Annotated in this window: 14 protein-coding genes; 5 read left to right on the top strand and 9 right to left on the bottom strand. The window is 58.2% G+C overall.

Features of this window, described 5'->3' with window-relative positions; translation table 11 throughout:
• Nucleotides 1-4: 4 nt before the first annotated feature.
• The 5 genes from Q0X47_RS07445 to Q0X47_RS07425 form a co-directional block, all read right to left on the bottom strand.
• On the bottom strand, nt 5-1,813 hold the full coding sequence (locus Q0X47_RS07445) for a penicillin-binding protein 2 (protein WP_297724474.1): 1,809 nt from the start codon (nt 1,811-1,813) through the stop codon (nt 5-7).
• A gap of 93 nt (nt 1,814-1,906) precedes the next feature.
• Nucleotides 1,907-2,323, bottom strand: coding sequence for a hypothetical protein (locus tag Q0X47_RS07440; protein ID WP_297724471.1), 417 nt, complete (start codon nt 2,321-2,323; stop codon nt 1,907-1,909).
• Nucleotides 2,316-3,455: a 16S rRNA (cytosine(1402)-N(4))-methyltransferase RsmH gene (gene rsmH, locus Q0X47_RS07435; RefSeq protein WP_297724468.1), complete on the bottom strand. Its 1,140-nt coding sequence runs from the start codon at nt 3,453-3,455 to the stop codon at nt 2,316-2,318. Before rsmH ends, Q0X47_RS07440 begins: the two co-directional genes overlap by 8 nt.
• Nucleotides 3,456-3,607: 152 nt before the next feature.
• Nucleotides 3,608-4,039: a division/cell wall cluster transcriptional repressor MraZ gene (mraZ, locus tag Q0X47_RS07430; RefSeq protein ID WP_297724509.1), complete on the bottom strand. Its 432-nt coding sequence runs from the start codon at nt 4,037-4,039 to the stop codon at nt 3,608-3,610.
• Between the two features lie 292 nt (nt 4,040-4,331).
• The gene (locus Q0X47_RS07425) at nt 4,332-4,751 is read right to left on the bottom strand and encodes a DUF3040 domain-containing protein (protein ID WP_297724465.1); all 420 of its coding nucleotides are present in this window, start codon (nt 4,749-4,751) and stop codon (nt 4,332-4,334) included.
• A gap of 164 nt (nt 4,752-4,915) precedes the next feature.
• Between Q0X47_RS07425 and Q0X47_RS07420 the strand changes: the two genes are divergently transcribed.
• A complete protein-coding gene (locus Q0X47_RS07420; RefSeq protein ID WP_297724462.1) occupies nt 4,916-6,226 on the top strand; it encodes a hypothetical protein in 1,311 nt (436 codons plus the stop codon).
• Between the two features lie 31 nt (nt 6,227-6,257).
• Here the strand turns inward: Q0X47_RS07420 and Q0X47_RS07415 are convergent, their stop codons facing one another.
• The gene (locus Q0X47_RS07415) at nt 6,258-7,307 is read right to left on the bottom strand and encodes a PAC2 family protein (RefSeq protein ID WP_297724458.1); all 1,050 of its coding nucleotides are present in this window, start codon (nt 7,305-7,307) and stop codon (nt 6,258-6,260) included.
• Between the two features lie 114 nt (nt 7,308-7,421).
• Here Q0X47_RS07415 and Q0X47_RS07410 point away from each other — a divergent pair, with 114 nt between their 5' ends.
• From Q0X47_RS07410 to Q0X47_RS07400, 3 genes are all read left to right on the top strand, one after another.
• Entirely contained in the window at nt 7,422-9,830 is a 2,409-nt protein-coding gene (locus tag Q0X47_RS07410; RefSeq protein ID WP_297724455.1) for an AAA family ATPase, read from the top strand.
• A gap of 68 nt (nt 9,831-9,898) precedes the next feature.
• Complete coding sequence (serA, locus tag Q0X47_RS07405; protein WP_297724452.1) at nt 9,899-11,140, top strand: phosphoglycerate dehydrogenase; 1,242 nt, start codon at nt 9,899-9,901, stop codon at nt 11,138-11,140.
• 220 nt (nt 11,141-11,360) lie between these two features.
• Nucleotides 11,361-13,160: an AMP-binding protein gene (locus tag Q0X47_RS07400; RefSeq protein ID WP_297724449.1), complete on the top strand. Its 1,800-nt coding sequence runs from the start codon at nt 11,361-11,363 to the stop codon at nt 13,158-13,160.
• Nucleotides 13,161-13,204: 44 nt separating this feature from the next.
• On the opposite strand, the gene nrdR is transcribed toward Q0X47_RS07400, so the two are convergent.
• Both nrdR and Q0X47_RS07390 read right to left on the bottom strand, forming a co-directional pair.
• Nucleotides 13,205-13,657, bottom strand: coding sequence for a transcriptional regulator NrdR (gene nrdR, locus Q0X47_RS07395; protein ID WP_297724446.1), 453 nt, complete (start codon nt 13,655-13,657; stop codon nt 13,205-13,207).
• 94 nt (nt 13,658-13,751) lie between these two features.
• A complete protein-coding gene (locus Q0X47_RS07390) occupies nt 13,752-14,189 on the bottom strand; it encodes a LysM domain-containing protein (protein ID WP_297724443.1) in 438 nt (145 codons plus the stop codon).
• Nucleotides 14,190-14,426: 237 nt separating this feature from the next.
• Here Q0X47_RS07390 and lexA point away from each other — a divergent pair, with 237 nt between their 5' ends.
• Entirely contained in the window at nt 14,427-15,110 is a 684-nt protein-coding gene (lexA, locus tag Q0X47_RS07385) for a transcriptional repressor LexA (RefSeq protein ID WP_297724440.1), read from the top strand.
• Nucleotides 15,111-15,130: 20 nt separating this feature from the next.
• Here the strand turns inward: lexA and Q0X47_RS07380 are convergent, their stop codons facing one another.
• Nucleotides 15,131-17,266, bottom strand: coding sequence for an ATP-dependent DNA helicase (locus Q0X47_RS07380; RefSeq protein WP_297724506.1), 2,136 nt, complete (start codon nt 17,264-17,266; stop codon nt 15,131-15,133).
• Nucleotides 17,267-17,363: the final 97 nt, after the last annotated feature.

Raw genomic sequence — 17,363 nt, 5'->3', positions numbered from 1 at the left:
TTCTCTAATCTCCAATCGGATACAACTGCGGTTTCGTGTCGGTGGGCGGGATTCCCAGTTCTCTAATCGTAGCCCCCGCAATCTCTTTAAACGCCGGGACCGCGACCACCGAACCGTATATCGAGGCGGAAGGGCGATGTACCACCACAGTTATGACCACGCGGGGGTTATTGGCGGGAAACACCCCGGTAAATGACCCGACGGTCCCGGTTTGCCTGCCATTTGCCTCAATAATCTGGGTGGTTCCGGTTTTCCCAGCCACGGGGTATCCCTCGATTTGGGCACCGGGGGCACCACCCTTTTCAGAGACGACCCCCTCCATCATGGTCAGCAGTTTCCTGGAAGTGTCCTTGGTGTAAACTCTGGTCCCCGCGTCCACAGATTTCTTTTCCACGCTGCCGTCGGGTTTTGTCCAAGATTCGATGAGGTGCGGCTGTACTTCCACTCCCCCATTTGCCACCGTGGCGATACCGTTGGTGACCTGGAGAATAGTCGCCGCGATACCTTGGCCGAACATGATGGTATAACGCTGGCGCCCGTCCCAGTTTTCAGAGGGAGCCAGCAGCCCCGCACTCTCGCCGGGCAATTCGACACCGGTAGGTTTGCCAAAACCGAGTTGCTTCAGCTTTTGATACCTGTCGGTGTCTTTAATCAGGTCGCCGACCTGGACAATCCCCACGTTCGACGATTTGGCTATAATCCCCGCCGCGGTCAGAGCGTAAGTCCCGTGGGCAATCGAGTCCCGAAAACTTTGCCCGTTGGACACGGTGATTTCACCCGGAATGGTAAAAGTGTTGGTGGGCTCCACTTTGCCGGCTTCAAGGACCGCTCCCATAGTGTGAACTTTCAGGGTCGAGCCGGGCTCGTAAACCGTAGAAACAGCCTTGGAACCGCGATTCTTTTCGCTAGTTTTCGTAGGTTCTGAGGGGTTGACCGTGTCCGTCTCGCACAGGGCGAGGATTTTTCCGGTGCCGACCTCTTGGACTTCCGCCATGACGGATTGCGCCCCGAACTGAGAGCGGGATTCCTCGACCACTTGCTGACAGGTATTTTGCAAGTCCAGCAGGATAGTCGTCTTAATGGTTTGTCCCGCAATAGCGTCTTTGCGATAGTTGTCCTGGACCGGAATAGTTTGTCCCCGCCGGCCAATTTCGGTGAAATCTTTGCCGTCCACCCCGGCAAGCTTGCTATTTTGGCTCAGTTCCAGCCCCGCTAAGCCCACCCCATCAATATTGGTGAAACCGACAATGTTTCCGGCCACATTGCCGTTGGGATAAATCCGTTTCGTGATTTCTTCCGGCTCAATGCCCGGAATCCCCAGCTTTGCGATTTTGCGCCAGACCTCAGGGGTCACTTCTTTGGCGATATACACAAAGGTCGAGGGCTTTTTGCCGGGTTGAGAAGTCAGTTTCCCACCCAGCTCAGCGGGGTCGGCATCCAAAAGCGGAGCCAGCTTTTTCGCCGCTGCCGCCGGTCCGAAAGCCGCGACCTCGGGCCGGTCGAATTGGTCATAGATAATCTTTGGGTTGCCCTTCGCGTCTTTCCCCACGGTTTTCGGCTGATAATAAGTATTGATTTTTACCTGGTTGACCCCGATATTGTAGCGTTTCACGGAGGTCGCCATCTGTCGGCCCGATGAGTCCAGAATGTCCCCGCGTTGAGCCTTAATAATGTGGGTGCGACTGCGCTGCTCCTGCGCTGCCGCGGCGAGCTCCGGTCCCTGCACCAGCTGCACCACCACCAAGCGGACCGCAAAAATGCACAGCACCGCAATGATGGCCACCGCCAACAGGTTTTTTCGGACTCTACTCACCTGACCAGTTTCGTCCAGCTCTGCCAGGTTTTCACGCTCCCACGCCGTGACCGCGAGGGGTTCCGTGCACCACAGACGCTTTCCCGCCAGCCCCTAATGCGCAGCTTTCCCCGGGATGATTTCTCCGGTCGACAACGTCACGTAGCCCTGTTCTCCGGCCGGGACCAATCCGATTTCCTGAGCTTTCTCAACCAGGTATTGCGGTGATTGAGCCTCGCGGGCCTGGGTCACCAGGTCGGCTTGCTGATCCAACAACAAGTTCAACTCGTTTTGCATGGCGTACATATCGTAGGAAGTCATCGCCAACTGGGTGTTGATGACGACGGGCACGACCAGCGCGGCGACGAGCATCGCCGCCACCGTCAGCCACATCGGCCACGTGATGCGGCGCTTCTGAAAAGTCGGGACCAGTTGAAGCTGCGGCCTCGGGACGCTCCGAACAGGAAGCGGCATGCCAGCGACGCTGCCGGGTTTACGCAAAGCCAGGCTGGAAGTAGCTGCGTTAGTCACGATGGTCTCCTTCAGTTAGGGGGTGGACAGGGTTTTGGGCACGAAGTTTCGTCAGGGTGGGAAACCGTTTTTCCACCGGTTTTTGCTTGGTTTTCACAAGGTTCCCCGCGGGGGTTTCCAGGTCGGGTTCCCGCGTCTTTTCCACGGCTCGCAGCCGTAGCGAGGCGGCGCGCGGATTGCTGGCGACCTCGAACTCATCAGCTAAACGCGAACCGTGTGTGAGGTCGCGCAACCAAGGCTGAGCCTGCTCAGGCACCACGGGCAACCCCTTGGGAACTGCGGGATGAATCCCCGCGGCAAAAGCACGCTTGACCAGGCGATCCTCGAGGGACTGGTAACTTTCGATGACGATGCGTCCGCCAACCCGCACACCAGACAGCGCTTTCGTCAGGAACCGTTCCAAATCGCCCAGCTCGTCGTTGACCGCCACCCGCAAGGCTTGGAAAGTACGTTTCGCCGGATTTCCTCCGGTGCGGCGGGCCGGAGCAGGAATGGTGTCGCGAATGATCTCCACCAACTGGCCCGAAACTTGCAAGGGCTGTTCCACACGGGCCCTCACGACGGCTTTTGCGATAGGCCACGCGAACTTTTCTTCGCCGTAGGTGTGCAGCACCGCGGCGATTTCTTCCACCTCGGCCAGGTTCAAGAAATCCGCTGCGGTAAAACCAGCGGTTTGATCCATCCGCATATCCAATGGAGCCTCCGAGTGGGCATAAGCAAAACCGCGCTCCGCTTCATCCAACTGCAGTGACGACACTCCCAGGTCAGCCAAAATCCCGTCCACTTGGCTCAAACCGTGCTGCGCCAACACGCTGTCCAATTCCCCGTAAGTCGTGCCGACGATGCTGAGACGATTGGCAAAAGTACTGAGTCGGGATGCCGCCAAATCCCGAGCCTGCGGGTCGCGGTCGATACCGATAATGCGCAACCGCGGATGGCGCTCGAACAGATACGCGCTGTGTCCCCCCAAACCGAGAGTGGCGTCAACTAAAACAGGACCCTGGATACTGCAAAAATCAGCTGTGGAGGAAAGTGGGGTGGCCAAGTCTGGTGAGGTAACCAAAGCGGGTGCCAGTAAATCAGCGCACACCTCAGCCAGCACCGGCTGGTGGATTTCGGCAACTGATTTCACGTTTCTTCCTTTTTCTTTGAGAGCGTCCCCTGGTTTTCCCAGCGGCTCCCGCGTTAGCCAGGTTTCCCACCGTGTCTGCCTGCGGGGAAGAGCATTCAGAATCGGTAGGACACCAAACCCACGCGGGTTTATGCAGTTATCCGCGAGTTTCCTCACAGCAGTCCCGGGAGGATTTCTTCCGAGACTTCAGAGAAGTCCTCCTCGGCGGCAGCCAAGAATTCGTTCCAGGTCTGCAGGTCCCAAATCTCCACTCGGGAACCCGCGCCGAAAACCGCCAGGTCACGGTTCAAGCCGGCATATTCACGCAGTGCGGGCGGGATGTTAATCCGTCCTTGCTTGTCCGGGATTTGGTCCGTCGCCCCGGACAGCAGCACGCGGGAAAAGTTCCGCGCCTGCTTGTGGGTGATGGGAGCCTGGCGAAGTTCCGTATACAGGGTTTGGAACTCGCCAGTCTCAAACGCGTAAACGCAGTGGTCCTGGCCTTTGGTCAAAACGACTCCGCCTGCGAGTTGCTCCCGAAAACGGGCAGGCAGTATCAGGCGACCCTTGTCGTCGAGCTTTGGCTCGTAGGTCCCTAAGAACACGTCCTTCCCTTTCATCCTCAGCGTGATGCTGAACTTTGACCCGATACCTTTCAGGTTTTCGTTATACCCCACTTTACTCCACTTTCATCCACAAATTTGCAAAAACGCGATGAATTTTGCATTTTTTGCAAATTATTTATTGGAAATTCAGAGAATTACTCGGTGGAGGAAATTTTCGCAGCGAATGTCTCACGGGACGGGACTAGAACAAAACGGGAAACAAAAACCGGCTACCGAAATCGGTAACCGGATGAAACAGGCGAGTCAGAGACTCACGGAAAAAATCAGAGTGCTACTCGCCGCGCTGGCGGCGATCCCACCGCTCATTTTGACGATCCATAAAGGACGCGTGCGATACTGACGCGCCGGCCGGCTGGCTGCGAGGAGCCGGTTTCGACTCGGGAGACTTCGAGCCAACCCCGAAAATCTTGAGAACCCCCAGGACGATAACTACGAACCCCAACACCCCGATAGCGGTACCCAAAAATTCAAAGCCTTTCAGGTAAGGCGTGGCGATGAGCCCTCCGATCAGGACTACTGCCCCAATCAGAACCAAAACGACTCCAAAAGCAACTCGCCGCGGACGGCTCGCTGCGGATCCACTGACCTTCGCGGAAGTCTGGCGCATCCTATCAGCCATTTTGGGATCTTCGTTGTGGAGCTGAGCCTCCATCTGCGCCAGGACTTGCTTCTCATAGTCTGACAGTGCCATGACCATGTCCTTTCAGTGCGCGGCTGAGGAAAACACCCCAAACCCAAAACGAATGTGTTAACACAAACCAGTTTACCTGTTTTTACCCTCGTCGCGCCACAGCGGCCGGTACACGAATCCATCGAAACCAGATAAACAGCCACTTTTACTGGTTTAATTGTGTTATGCAAGCGTTGATTATTGGTCTGTGGTGGATTGTAGCGCTGGTTTTAGCTGCGATTCTCATCTATCGAGCGCGTCCTCAGAGCAGCGTAGAACGTTACCGCATCCAGGCTTATATCAAAGAAGTTGAGCCCCTCACCGAAAAAGACACCATGCGCTCCCTGCCTTACGAGGTCACCGTCCTCCTACCTTCCCAGGACCCCGGCGAAACCAACACTTACTACTACGTAACTTTGAACCCCGAAGACCTCCACATCGGTCGGGCTCGGACCTGCGCCCGCAACCATATCCCGCTGCCGGCGTGGGTTTCCGCCGTTGATCCGCACGACATTCGCTTCGAAAACTCGCGCTCTTGGAACACGGAAACAATCATCAACGCGGTTCTGCTCTTGGCCGCCCAGTTCATCATGACGAGTACCTGCCTGGTCAACATGGAACTCGTCACGAGCTCCGACCCCTATTTCGTGCTGTTGTTCCCGCCTACAATACTGTTCTTTGCCTTCGCCGCCCTCTACGGCCTCATGCGCTTTGGACAAGCTGTCAGGGTGTGGGTGCGCGTGGCGTCCAACCCTGCCACCGTACCAGCGTCAATCAGTGGAATCCGGCGCATCAGCGGTCATGCCGGTCACCCCGGCGGTTTTGAAGTGTCCCTCATGTGGGCGCCGCTGGGAATGCCGGCACAGTACGGAAAAGTGCGGATTCCCGGCTTCCAGCGCCGCACCAGTCTGCTGCTGCAGAAACTGGTGCGAACCCAACTGGAGGAAGAAGCGAAAGGGGTGTGGCGAGTGACCCCGGGAATCCTCCAGAACCAGACTCGACCCCACACGGCAGTTTCCGAACTGCACACCCCCCAGGGGCCTACGACCGTGAAAATCACTGCCCTGCCGGCAAACGACCCTCGTTTCGACCCGCGCCCACCGAAAGTGCGCGCCGCTGCGGAAAAAGCCCGCCTGAAGCGCGAAGCGGAACTGTTGGCGCAGCGCGAAGCCTTTGAACGCGCCACGGCACGAGCCCGGATTGAGGAAGCTAACCGGGCGGAACTCGGTAGCGAAGAGAACAGTCTCGATGAGGTCGCCGCCCAAGGTCCCCAAGCGTGGTACTACCCGATGAACCCCTCGCGGGTGAACCTGGTGGGAGTGGGTACGGTTCCGGGGAATCGCTCGAACCTGGTTGGGGCCGGCATCGGCTGGCTTTGCATCGCTTTGCTGGCCGGGGTGGCTGTGGCGTGGCTCGGTTTCATCAGTCCCGAGCTTATGTTCCCGGTTTTCGAAGCCCCCTCTGGTGATCAGCCGCTGGGCGGCTGGACCCGCTAGTCGTCAGGTATTACAAGGGTCCCCGGTAGCGTTAATCCTCCGGGGTGTCGCGGCGGTGCCGACCCCGGCGAGGACGGAACTGTTCGATATTGCGCTTTTCATAAGGCGTGTCGCGCAGGGAGGAAATTCCGGAGGCGTCGGCGACCGGGGGAACCTCTTCGTCAAGATTGGAGAGCTTCGCGCCGCGATTCAACCGGTCCGTGCGTTTCAAAAATTCTTCGAGACGGGCCCCAAGTTCTTCGGCGGTGGGCAGCGGCTCTTCGGGAGTCTCAATAATCGCCATCGGCTCGGCTTCGTCAAAGTGCTGTTCCAGAATATCGACGATGTGTTCGGCTTCCTCAGACTGCTCCACCATCTGGTTGATTTGTCCCAAAGTGAGGGTGGAAGCGGCTTCGATGTCTCCCACCGGCAGTGCCAGACCGGTCTTGGCAGCCACCGCGGACATAAGCGCCGCGGCCGCCGGAGGGTAGTCCCCTTCTGCCAGGTAATATGGCACCGCCGCAATGATTCCTACCGCGTCCAAACCGGCTTGTCCCAGGGTGAATTCGATGAGCTGGTCCATCCCGGCCGGCAGAATCATCTCACCGACCATCTTGGGTTGTTTGGGCAGGCTTTCCGAACGCGCCCCGTGCATATGCACCGGGGTGGGCCGGGTATGGGGTACACCCGCCGGCATTCCGGTCACGCCTACCGTCTGACGTACTCCCAAGCGCCGAGCAATTTCCTGGACGGTTTCCAAAAACAGATTCCATTGGGCATCCGGTTCCGGTCCGTGCAGCACCAAGAAATTTCTGTCGTTGTCGTCACTGAGCAATTCCAGGCGAATTTCGGGCATTTCCACTTCGGTGAACTTCCAGTCCGAAAAACTCAGCCAGGGCCGATGGGAGCGGAAATCCACCAGTTTATCGGAGTTAAAGGTCGCAATGGTCTGATGTGGGAGGGCTTCTATCAGGTTCTCTAGCATGCCCCGCCCGGAGTGCCCGGCATCCATCGCCCCGTTGAGGTGATGCAGCATAACGTCGGCGTGGCCGCTCAGGTCCGCGCCGGGCGCTAATAAGGTATCAAATTTGTCTGCGTCCATTATTCCCTCGAAAAGTTCAACCCCTAAATGTTATCAAGACTTGTCCCCGATTCGCCCCCGTAAACCTTTTAGGGCATAATTGATTACCCTTTTGATGTCTTGAGGAGAGATAAATTGGCTGACGCAACGGTGCCGTCGTCCTGGCAATCCGAAATTGCCAAGGAGCAGACTTTCGTTGACTGTGCCTATAAAGCTCTCGATGAAATGCGGGTCTATTACCGTCGGCGCCAGGATGAGGTCGCCGCGGAAATGAGTTCTAACCCCTCGGCTAGGGCAGACCGCGACGCCTTGGCGGCTCACTACGGAGACGAAGCTACCCGCCTGGAAAGCGTGGAAAATCGCCTGGTTTTCGGGGGTCTAGACCTAGAGGACGGAACGAGCTTTCACATCGGCCGTGTCGGTTTACGAGACTTTGACGTCACCGATGCCGAGGCTCCGGTTCTCGGCACCCCCCCAGAGCTTGCCTCGTCCCAGGACTCTCCCGAGGACCCTCTGGAAACACCAGCCGCGTCGGAAAAACTTGAGGAAAAACCTGGTGAGGGCGTGTCTCGCCAACTGTTGGTGGATTGGCGAGCGAAAGTCGCCCAACCGTTCTACCAGGCTACGGCGGTGGCTCCGCTGGGGGTCTGGAAGCGGCGGCACGTAGCTACCAGTTTGCGCCAAGTGGTGGGCGTGGAGGACGAACTGTTGACTTCCGCCGCCGACACGGACGCCGCTCAAACAGCAACGCTGCAGGGTGAAGGCGCTTTGATGGCAGCGCTGTCACGAGCGCGCAGCGGCCAGATGTCCGACATTGTCTCGACTATTCAAGCCGAACAAGACCGGGTGATTCGTTCCGACCTGAATGCTTTTTTGGTGGTGCAGGGCGGACCCGGTACCGGCAAGACGGCGGTGGCGCTGCACCGAGCCGCCTATCTGCTCTATGCCCACCGAGACTTACTGAACTCTCAAGGGGTGTTGGTTATTGGCCCCAACCACACGTTTTTGCGTTACATCGAGCGGGTGCTTCCCGCCCTGGGTGAAACCGGAGTGGTCAGCCTGACCATCGGGGAATGTTTCCCCGGCGTGCACACCGTGGCGGAACGTCCGGAGCTGCGCGCCTTGAAAGGCGACACCCGCTGGATTAAAGTCGCCGCCGCGGCCGTGGCCGATTTGAAACGGCCTCCCCACGAGGACCAAGTTCTGCAGTTAGACCACGTTCGACTGAATCTCAGCGCGGCTTTGGTTCGTGAGGCGATGGAAGCCGGTTCTCACGGCGGTTCCACCCATAATCAGCACTGGGCCACCTACGCCAAATTCCTGGTCCGCGAGTTGACGAAGCTCTATGCCGGGCAAACCCCTACCAAAGAGGACATGGAATGGATGACCGAGGAAATCCGCGGCTCTGCTGAAGTACGCCGGGCGGTCAACCGCTGCTACCTACCCGCGTCTGCTCCCGACTTGCTGGCGCGCCTCTACGCTTACCCGGATTATTTGCGCCGTATTGCCTCGGGGATTTTCACTGCCGAGGAACTCGCTGCCCTACAGCGTCCCAAGACCAGCCCTTTCACGGACGCTGACGTGCCGATTTTAGATGAACTGGCGGAGCTGCTGGGGCCGCTGCCGGGACTGACCGATTCCGCGGCGCAACGTCGCACCCGCGAACAGCGCGAAATCGAACGGGCAGCGGAAGCTATCGAAGCGATGGATCTGGGTGGAGGGCTCATCAACGCGCGTATGCTGGCGCGGTCAACCCGCGGTGAAGTGAGCCTGTCTCCCCTGGCTCAGCGTGCCCGCGCGGATCGTTCTTGGGCGTACGGACATGTGGTCGTGGACGAGGCTCAAGAGCTTTCGCCGATGGACTGGCATCTGCTGCTGCGCCGGTGCCCTTCGCGGTCTTTCACCGTGGTTGGGGACGTGAACCAAGCGTCGCACAGCTGGTCGAGTACGCCATCGTGGCAGACTCTGCTGGGACCTGCCATGCGCGCCGCTCCGGTGATGGAGCAGCTCACCATCAACTACCGCACTCCGCGTGCCGTGATGGATTTGGCGCAAAAGGTGCTGGCGTCCAGTCCCGAAAGCGCGGTAGTGCCGCTGCGGTCGGCGCGAGACGTGGCGGGCGCCTTGGCGTTTACCCGGCTGAAGGGTGAGCCACAGCCCAACCTGGAGGAACCAATGTCCGGGGCGGGGAACCTTGTGCCTATGCTACGGGAAACCCTCCAGGCGGAAACGGCGCGTTTGGAAGCGGAAGTCGGTGAGGGGGCCGGCAAACTAGCGATTATCGTCCCCACCGAGGCGCATTCGTACCTGACTGAGGCTTTGGGCCTAGACACCGCCGATGTGGTGGCTGACCAGGTGTGTTGCCTGGATTCGCGGGCAGCGAAAGGGCTGGAGTTCGACGTCGTCATCTTGGTGGAACCCGCCGTTATCGCCAGCCAGTCAGCCGGAGACCTCTACGTGGCGATGACGCGCTGCACGAAACGGATGCACATCCTGGCCAGTGATTTGCCCGCGGGAATGGACTTTCCCGCCAGTGAGGATTGACGACTTCCCGCGAGTTTTCCCCTGACATGGGATTTCAGCACCGCGCTCTTTTGGTCTAAAGTGGTGCCATGACGAAGATACTGCTGCTTGAAAACCCCCACGAAGTCGCCAACAAAGTATTTAGCGACGCAAATGTTCAAGTCGACCGGGTAGACGGCGCTTTGGACGAAAACGACCTGATCAAGGCCCTCCAGGGCTATCAGATGGTCGGGATTCGCTCCAAGACGAACCTGAGCAAGCGAGTTTTTGATGAATGCCCGGACTTGGTCTGCGCCGGGACTTTCACCATTGGCACGAACCAAATCGACCTGCCAGAAGCGGCAAAACACGGGGTGGCCGTATTCAACGCCCCTTACTCCAACACGCGTTCCGTGGCGGAACTGGCCATCGCCGAGATTATCGCGCTGGCTCGCCAGCTGCCGGTACGCAACTCTCACCTGCAAAATGCCGATTGGCAAAAGACCGCCAAAGGCTCTCACGAAGTGCGCGGCAAGACCCTGGGGATTATCGGCTACTCTTCGACCGGCACTCAGCTGTCTATCCTGGCTGAAGCCATGGGCATGAAGGTCCAGTTCTATGACTTGGCAAAGAAACTGCCCATCGGCAACGCGAAACAGTGCAACTCAATGGAGGAAGCTCTGCAGGGCGCCGATTTTGTGTCCCTGCACGTGGACGGGCGCGCCTCTAACGAAAATATGTTCACCAAAGTACAAATGAACCAGATGAAGCCCGGGGCGAAACTGTTGAACTTGTCCCGCGGTTTCGTCGTCAACCTCGATGACTTGGCCGAGGCTTTGGATTCAGGCCAGATTGGGGGCTGCGCCATTGACGTCTTCCCCGATGAACCGCGCAAAAATGGCGAGGAGTTCCACTCCCCGATTATGGGTAAAGAAAACACCATCCTCACCCCGCACATCGGCGGCTCCACCCTGGAGGCCCAGGAGGACATCGGCTGGTTCGTGGCTGGCAAGCTCTGCACTTACCTGCAGTCCGGCGAAACCGTGATGAGCGTAAATATGCCGAACTTGAGCCTGGAACCGACCGGCAATACCAAGTACCGCATCACTTTGATTCACAAGAACATCCCCGGCGTGATGGCGAAAATCAACCAGTTGTTCTCTGATGCCGGGGTGAACATCGAAGGTCAGGTCCTGGGCACCACCGGTGAAGTCGGTTACGTTATCGGCGACATTTCCTCCGAAATGCCCAAGGCGGCGCTCGATGAAATCGCCAAATTCGATTCCACGCTGTCCCTGCGCTGCATTCCAATGGAGGGCTTCGTTCGGGACGAAGAGACCGCGGTTAACTAACTTACCTTGACGGATCGCACCAGGCCGGAGGCGGGCGCGCCCCTGCTGGGCGCAGGGTGCCGGGGCAAGAGCCGTTTGCATGGCAGGAGTTTCGCCGCACCGAGTTTTGCCGCGCCCTCACCAGTCTTTCGCTGGATCGCTCGCCGCTGGGGCGCGGGTTTTACCGGACAAATTCCTGGCGAAAAGGATTTGACCGGCAAGTTTGCGTTAGGGTGGACGTATGACTGAAACAGTGGATTTGTTGGAACTGGCCCCCGATGCGGGAATTCACCTGCCTAGGTATGTGCATACCCCGCCCGAGCAAGATTCTGAGCTGACCAAACGGATGCGTCTGCTTTATAACCCCGATGTTCCCGCCCAAATCCCCGTCACCGATCAGCTGCTGATTGATGTTTTGCGAACTCAGTCAAATAAATATCCGCGCCGGGTAGCCTTGGATTTTTTTGGCGCCACCACGACCTACCGGGAACTGGGCGAAAACGTGCAACGCACTTCGGCGCTGCTGCTTGAACACGGCGTCAAGCGAGGCGACCGGGTCTCGATCGTGGCTCCGAACTGTCCGCAGTTCGTCTATCTGCTCTATTCCTGCCTGCAGCTGGGAGTGGTGTGCGTGCTGCACAACCCTTTGGCTGCCCCGACAGAGCTGAAGTGGCAAATCGAAAACGCGGAATCAAAGCTGGTTTTTGTGTGGCAAAAGGCCGCCGTAAGTGTCACCGAGTTGGTGCGCAGCATGGACACCGAAGTTATTTCCCTCGATGTTTCCGCGGCTTTGCCGCGCCGGCTGCGTTTTGCTTTGCGCCTGCCGATTAAGAAGGCAAAAGACCTCTACCATCAGCTCTGCGACCCGCAGGCCAAGGATTTGCCCGACTACGATACCCTGCTGGAAAAACAGAAACCATATAACCGCATTGTGCGAGTTGATCCCGATGTCCCAGCCGTGCTGCTGCATACGGGCGGAACCACCGGCAAACCGAAAGCGGTCATTTTGACCAACCGCAACTTGGTGTCGAACTTGTTTGCCAATACGACCTGGGTGACCAAGCTACGTCCCGGCAAAGAAACCTGGTTCTGTGTCCTGCCGTTCTTCCACGCTTTTGGCCTGACCCTGTCCCTGAACGGGGCGATTGGTTTGGGAGCCACCGCGGTGTTGTTCCCGAAGTTCAGCACCCGAGCAGCCCTAGCTGCCCAACGCCGGCGTCCGGGCACGTTCATAGTGGGAGTGCCTCCAATTTTTGACCGCCTAGCGAAAGCCGCTGAGGAAAACCCGAAAATAGATTTATCAACGTTTAAATACGCTATTTCCGGAGCGATGCCGCTGACTCAAGAAGTCGCAAAACGCTGGGAAAAAGCTACTTCCGGCTATATCATCGAAGGCTACGGCATGACGGAGACTTCGCCGACGGTACTGGGGTCCCCGATGAGTCCCGAACGCAAACTTGGTTACATGGGCATCGTGTTCCCCTCTATCCAAGTGCGGGTCATCGATCCAGATACCCTCGTTGACGTCGAGCCCGGCGAGGTGGGGGAACTCGTGGTGAAGGGACCGGGGTGTTCCCCGGGGTATTGGCGCGACCAGGTAGAAACTGATTTGCTGTTCACCCCAGATCATTGGTTGCGCACCGGCGACTTGGTCGAGGAACACGAAGGGTTTTTGCGGATGAGTGACCGGCGCAAAGAGCTCATCATTATCTCCGGTTTCAATGTTTATCCCTCGGTCGTGGAGGCGGCCATAGCCACGATGCCCCAGGTGGCAGAAGTCGCCGTGGTCGGCATTCCCGATCAAGCTGACCCCGCCCGGGGTGAACAGGTACACGCGGCGGTAGTGCTCAATCCGGGAGCGAGCCTCAATTTGGACAAGATTCGGACTTGGGTTGCTGATTCCCTACCCCGTTATGCGATTCCGCGTTCAGTGTCTTTCCCAGAACAGTTGGCGCATAACGAACTCGGAAAGATTCAACGCCGCAAAGTGCGCGAATCCGTTTTGGAGCGGCTTTCCGAGGGGTTCCGTATGCAGAGCTAGGCGCCGAGTGCTGGTCACCGGCCAGCATCCATCAAAACCGGCGGCTAGTTCTGAGAGTGGTTCTTTAATGAGGCGATTGCGTCCTCAAAGTCCTCGAGCGAGTTGAATTCGGAATAAACCGAAGCGAAGCGCAAATAGGCGACTTCGTCCAGTTCCTTTAGCGGTTCCAAAATAGCCTTGCCGACTTCCTCGGAGTTGATGATGGCTTTCCCTGAGGCCCGCAGGGTTTCTTCGACGCCTTGAGCCATAAGAGCGAGTTGGTCAGAGCTGATGGGACGGCCTTGGGTGGCTTTAGCCAGACCGGCAATAACTTTGCTGCGACGGAACGGCTCGGTCGCTCCGGAACGTTTCTTAATCAGCAGCAGCGTGGTTTCCAAGGTGGTGAAACGCCGACCGCAGCTGGGGCATTCACGACGCCTCCGAATGGAGGCACCATCATCGGCGGTACGTGAATCAATCACACGGGAATCTCCGTGATGACAAAACGGACAGTGCACGTCGCCCTCCTTCACCGCTGCAAGACTACAGGTTTCACCGTAAGTGCAAACCGAAGTTTTCGCAAGCTGGAGAGTCGGACTGAACCCAATCATTTCAATAAACCGGAACCAACACCGTTTGCCCAGTATTTAGCACGGAACCCGCGTCCAAGGCATTTGCGTCCATCATGTCCGCCAAGACCTCGTCAGTCGGCACACCGGCGGCATTAGCTGCGGCAATATCCCACAGCGTATCGCCCGGCACGACCGTGTGTTGGATAAAATCCGTGGGAACGAAATCAGGACTGAGCCCCAGCCCCAAAACCATACCCAGGAACACCATAACGAGGGCAGCCAGAATAAACAGCCCCACTCGCAAAGCTACGGCATCCCACGACAAAACCGGCCGCGCAGCTACAGCGGGTGACGCCGAGGTCTTCGGAACCAAACGCAGGTAAGCCGGGCGCGATTGCCGCGCTCTGAAAGCACGTACCGCCGGGTGATTCGGAGCCAGCTCGCTAACCTCAAAAGTCGGTGCCAAAACAGCTGTCATGGTAATCCCTCCATTCATTCGAACATTTGTTCGTTCGAACATCTGTACGTACAATATAAACCATTGCCGGCGCGTTGTCGAGTCAAAATCGAACATTTGTGCGAATATTAATTTTGACCGCAGTTAGCCTGACAATTGCCAGTCTGACATGGACCCCGGAGACGAAAATCCGCGAGTTACGCCAGACGGCTTTTTGCCAACTAACCCGCGCAAAAGTACTCAGATAAAGGAGCATCAGTGAGTGACCTGACCAAACGACAACAGGAAGTTTTGACGACTTTGTACCAACTCAGTCAAAAGCTCGCCTACCCCCCCTCGGTACGCGAACTCGCTGAGGCCATGGGGCTGTCCTCCCCCTCCTCGGTCAAACACCACCTCGATGTGTTGACCAAAAAGGGCTACTTGCGCCGCGCTCCCAACACACCGCGCGCTTTGGAATTCGTGAAACTTCCCGAGGGGATGGGAACTTTGCAGCCGAAACCGGCACCCGGCGCGACACAGCCTGCCAACGTCACCACCATTCCGGTGGGCATCGCCGACACAGCGGCGGCGACCACGGTTCCCCTGGTCGGACAGATTGCAGCGGGCGCACCCATCACGGCAGAGGAAATGGTCGAGGACACTTTTGCCCTGCCTCGGCGTTTCACCGGTTCTGGCGAGCTGTTCATGCTCGCAGTAAAGGGCGAATCCATGCAGGACGGTGGCATATTAGATGGCGATTGGGTCGTGGTGCGCCATCAGAGTGAAGCCCGCAACGGCGAAATCGTGGCGGCGATGATTGACGGCGAGGCCACGGTAAAAGAGTTTTCCCGAGCTGACGGGCACGTTTGGCTGCTGCCCCACAACGATAACTACGCACCCATCCCCGGCGATACCGCCACCATTTTAGGCAAGGTCGTCACGGTAATCCGTTCCCTGTAAGGGTTGGGTTGCGCCCACCCCTAGGAAACTTGCTGGTGCAGTCGCCGTAAAGCGTCCAACACCACCTGTGCGTCCTCCGTGGGCCACAAGGGCGGCAGGGAGGCTCGTAAAAATCCCCCGTACCGCGCGGTGGCCAGACGTGAATCCAGCACCGCCACCACCCCGCGATCCGCGGCGGAACGCAACAGCCGCCCGGTTCCCTGCGCCAGCAACAAGGCGGCATGGGTCAGGGAAACTTCCATAAAGTCGCTGCCCCCGGCTCGTTTGACGGCGGCACAGCGCGCCTCAATAACAGGGTCGCTGGGAACCGGGAATGGAATCCGGTCAATCAGCACCAAACGGCAAGTATTCCCCGGCAAATCCACCCCCTGCCACAGCGAGAGAGTTCCCATCAGACAGGCGGAAGTGTCCTCGCGCATATCGTCAACCAGGGCTGCCATGGAATCTTCACCTTGGACCATAATGGGCAAATCGGTGCGTTCCCGAAGCTCTTCCCCCGCGCGCTCAGCCATCTTGCGTGAGGAAAACAGCCCCAGCGCCCCGCCTCCCGAGGCCTCGACCAGCTCCACCAGGCGATCCCAGAACACTTCGGGGTGCTCCCCGCGAGTGGGCGCCGGTAAGTCCCGAGCCAAATACAAAATGCCCTGCCGATCGTGGCGAAACGGCGAGCCGACATCTAAGGTTTCCGGCTGCGGTTCCTCAAGCTGCAAACCCATCTTGTGTATGAGCGGCGCAAACGTGCCCCCCAGCTTGAGCGTGGCCGAGGTAGCGATGATGGCGTGTTCACTCCACAATCGATTCGCGAGCTTTCCGGCCACGTCCAGTGGAGCGGTGTACAGCCGAGGTTCCTGGTCACCATCACGTCCCCGACTCAGCCACAGAATCGTTTCACCGTTCGCAACCGATTCCGGGGTCATCGTCTCAAGCGTATCTAACAGGCTGGTCAAAGCCGCTTTCGCAACGGCTACTTTCGCCGCGTCCACGCGTTTTTCGCCGCCGGAACCCGCGTCGGACCCGCCCTTAGCACTCAACTCGGCTAGGGCAGCTTTCAAAGGTGGCAGAGCCAGAGTCCGACATTCCGCGACTGCCTCAGGCATTTGTGTGAAACGGCCATCTTCCAGATTCTGCAGCGCCACGCCCAGCATGATGGCTTGCTGAGTGAGTTCCTCACTGCCAGAGCCCCCCAAACTGCCCGCCGCTTTGGCACAGGTTGCCAACATATTGGCACTGAACTCAGTAGACGCCTGAGAACGCACCCTTTCGGCCAATTCATGAGCCTCATCAACAATGATGGCCTCACACGGGGGCAACGGATTCTGTTTTCCCGCGGCCTCCAGCCCAAGCATGGCATGGTTAGTCACCACCACCTGCGCCTGCGCTGCCTTGTCGCGAGCCGAGACCTGGAAACATTCGGAACGGAACGGGCATTTCTCCCCGACACATTCCAGGCTGGACAGGGAAACTTGCCGCCAGGCCCGAGCGCCGATACCGCGCGGAGCTTCGTCCCGATCCCCGGTCGGAGTTTCTCGAGCCCACTCGTAAAGCTTTTTCGTCTCGGCAGCAAATCCCCACATTTGGCGCGCGGTTTTCATTCCCGGTCCCGAAGCGGCCTCTGTGCTCCCGCCAGCCGTAGGGATAAGGGAATCTTCCATGGCGGAAAATAAATCGTCCTCACTGCCCGCGTAACCGCCGTTCAACTTATGCAGGCAGACATAGTTTTGCCAGCCTTTGAGAACCTCCACGCGCAACTCGGAGCCGGTCACGTTTTTCACCGCTTCCACTGCCAAGGGGGCATCTTTGGTGATGATTTGGTTTTGCAGAGCCAAAGTTGCGGTCGAAATGACCACCCTGGCGTCCTCGTGCAGGCAGTACAGCAGCGCCGGCAGTAAATATCCCAGGGATTTCCCGGTTCCAGTCCCCGCCTGAACTGCTAATTTGCCATCTGAGCGCAGCGATTGTTCCACCGCAGCCGCCATCGCCACCTGACCGGTACGCTCACTGCCTCCCAATAAAGACACCGCCTCAGTCAGAACCTTCTGCAGCTCTGAACTGGGAACATAGTCCGCAAAAGCGCTGGTCTCAACGTCGGACATGTCCGCGGTGTCGTCATCTATCGTTTGCGTCACTGTCGACCCCCTCGCCGGTTCCGTGATTATCTTCCATAGCCTGATCAAGCAGTTTTGCCCCCAAAGCCGGGGGTACCCAGGCATCTACAAAGGTGCCGTCCTCACGATTCTGGCGGGTCAAGAGTTT

Origin of the sequence: uncultured Mobiluncus sp., assembly GCF_947254095.1 — a bacterium.
GTDB lineage: Bacteria > Actinomycetota > Actinomycetes > Actinomycetales > Actinomycetaceae > Mobiluncus.
Note: the sequence above shows the minus strand (reverse complement) of the source record. Positions and strands in the feature narration are given on the sequence as shown.

What these genes read in the sequence shown, in the direction of transcription:
- Q0X47_RS07425 (WP_297724465.1), bottom strand. Translation starts at nt 4,751, where the DNA reads ATGGCACTGTCAGACTATGAGAAGCAAGTCCTGGCGCAGATGGAGGCT.
- Q0X47_RS07420 (WP_297724462.1), top strand. Translation starts at nt 4,916, where the DNA reads ATGCAAGCGTTGATTATTGGTCTGTGGTGGATTGTAGCGCTGGTTTTA.
- Q0X47_RS07415 (WP_297724458.1), bottom strand. Translation starts at nt 7,307, where the DNA reads ATGGACGCAGACAAATTTGATACCTTATTAGCGCCCGGCGCGGACCTG.
- serA (WP_297724452.1), top strand. Translation starts at nt 9,899, where the DNA reads ATGACGAAGATACTGCTGCTTGAAAACCCCCACGAAGTCGCCAACAAA.
- Q0X47_RS07400 (WP_297724449.1), top strand. Translation starts at nt 11,361, where the DNA reads ATGACTGAAACAGTGGATTTGTTGGAACTGGCCCCCGATGCGGGAATT.
- Q0X47_RS07390 (WP_297724443.1), bottom strand. Translation starts at nt 14,189, where the DNA reads ATGACAGCTGTTTTGGCACCGACTTTTGAGGTTAGCGAGCTGGCTCCG.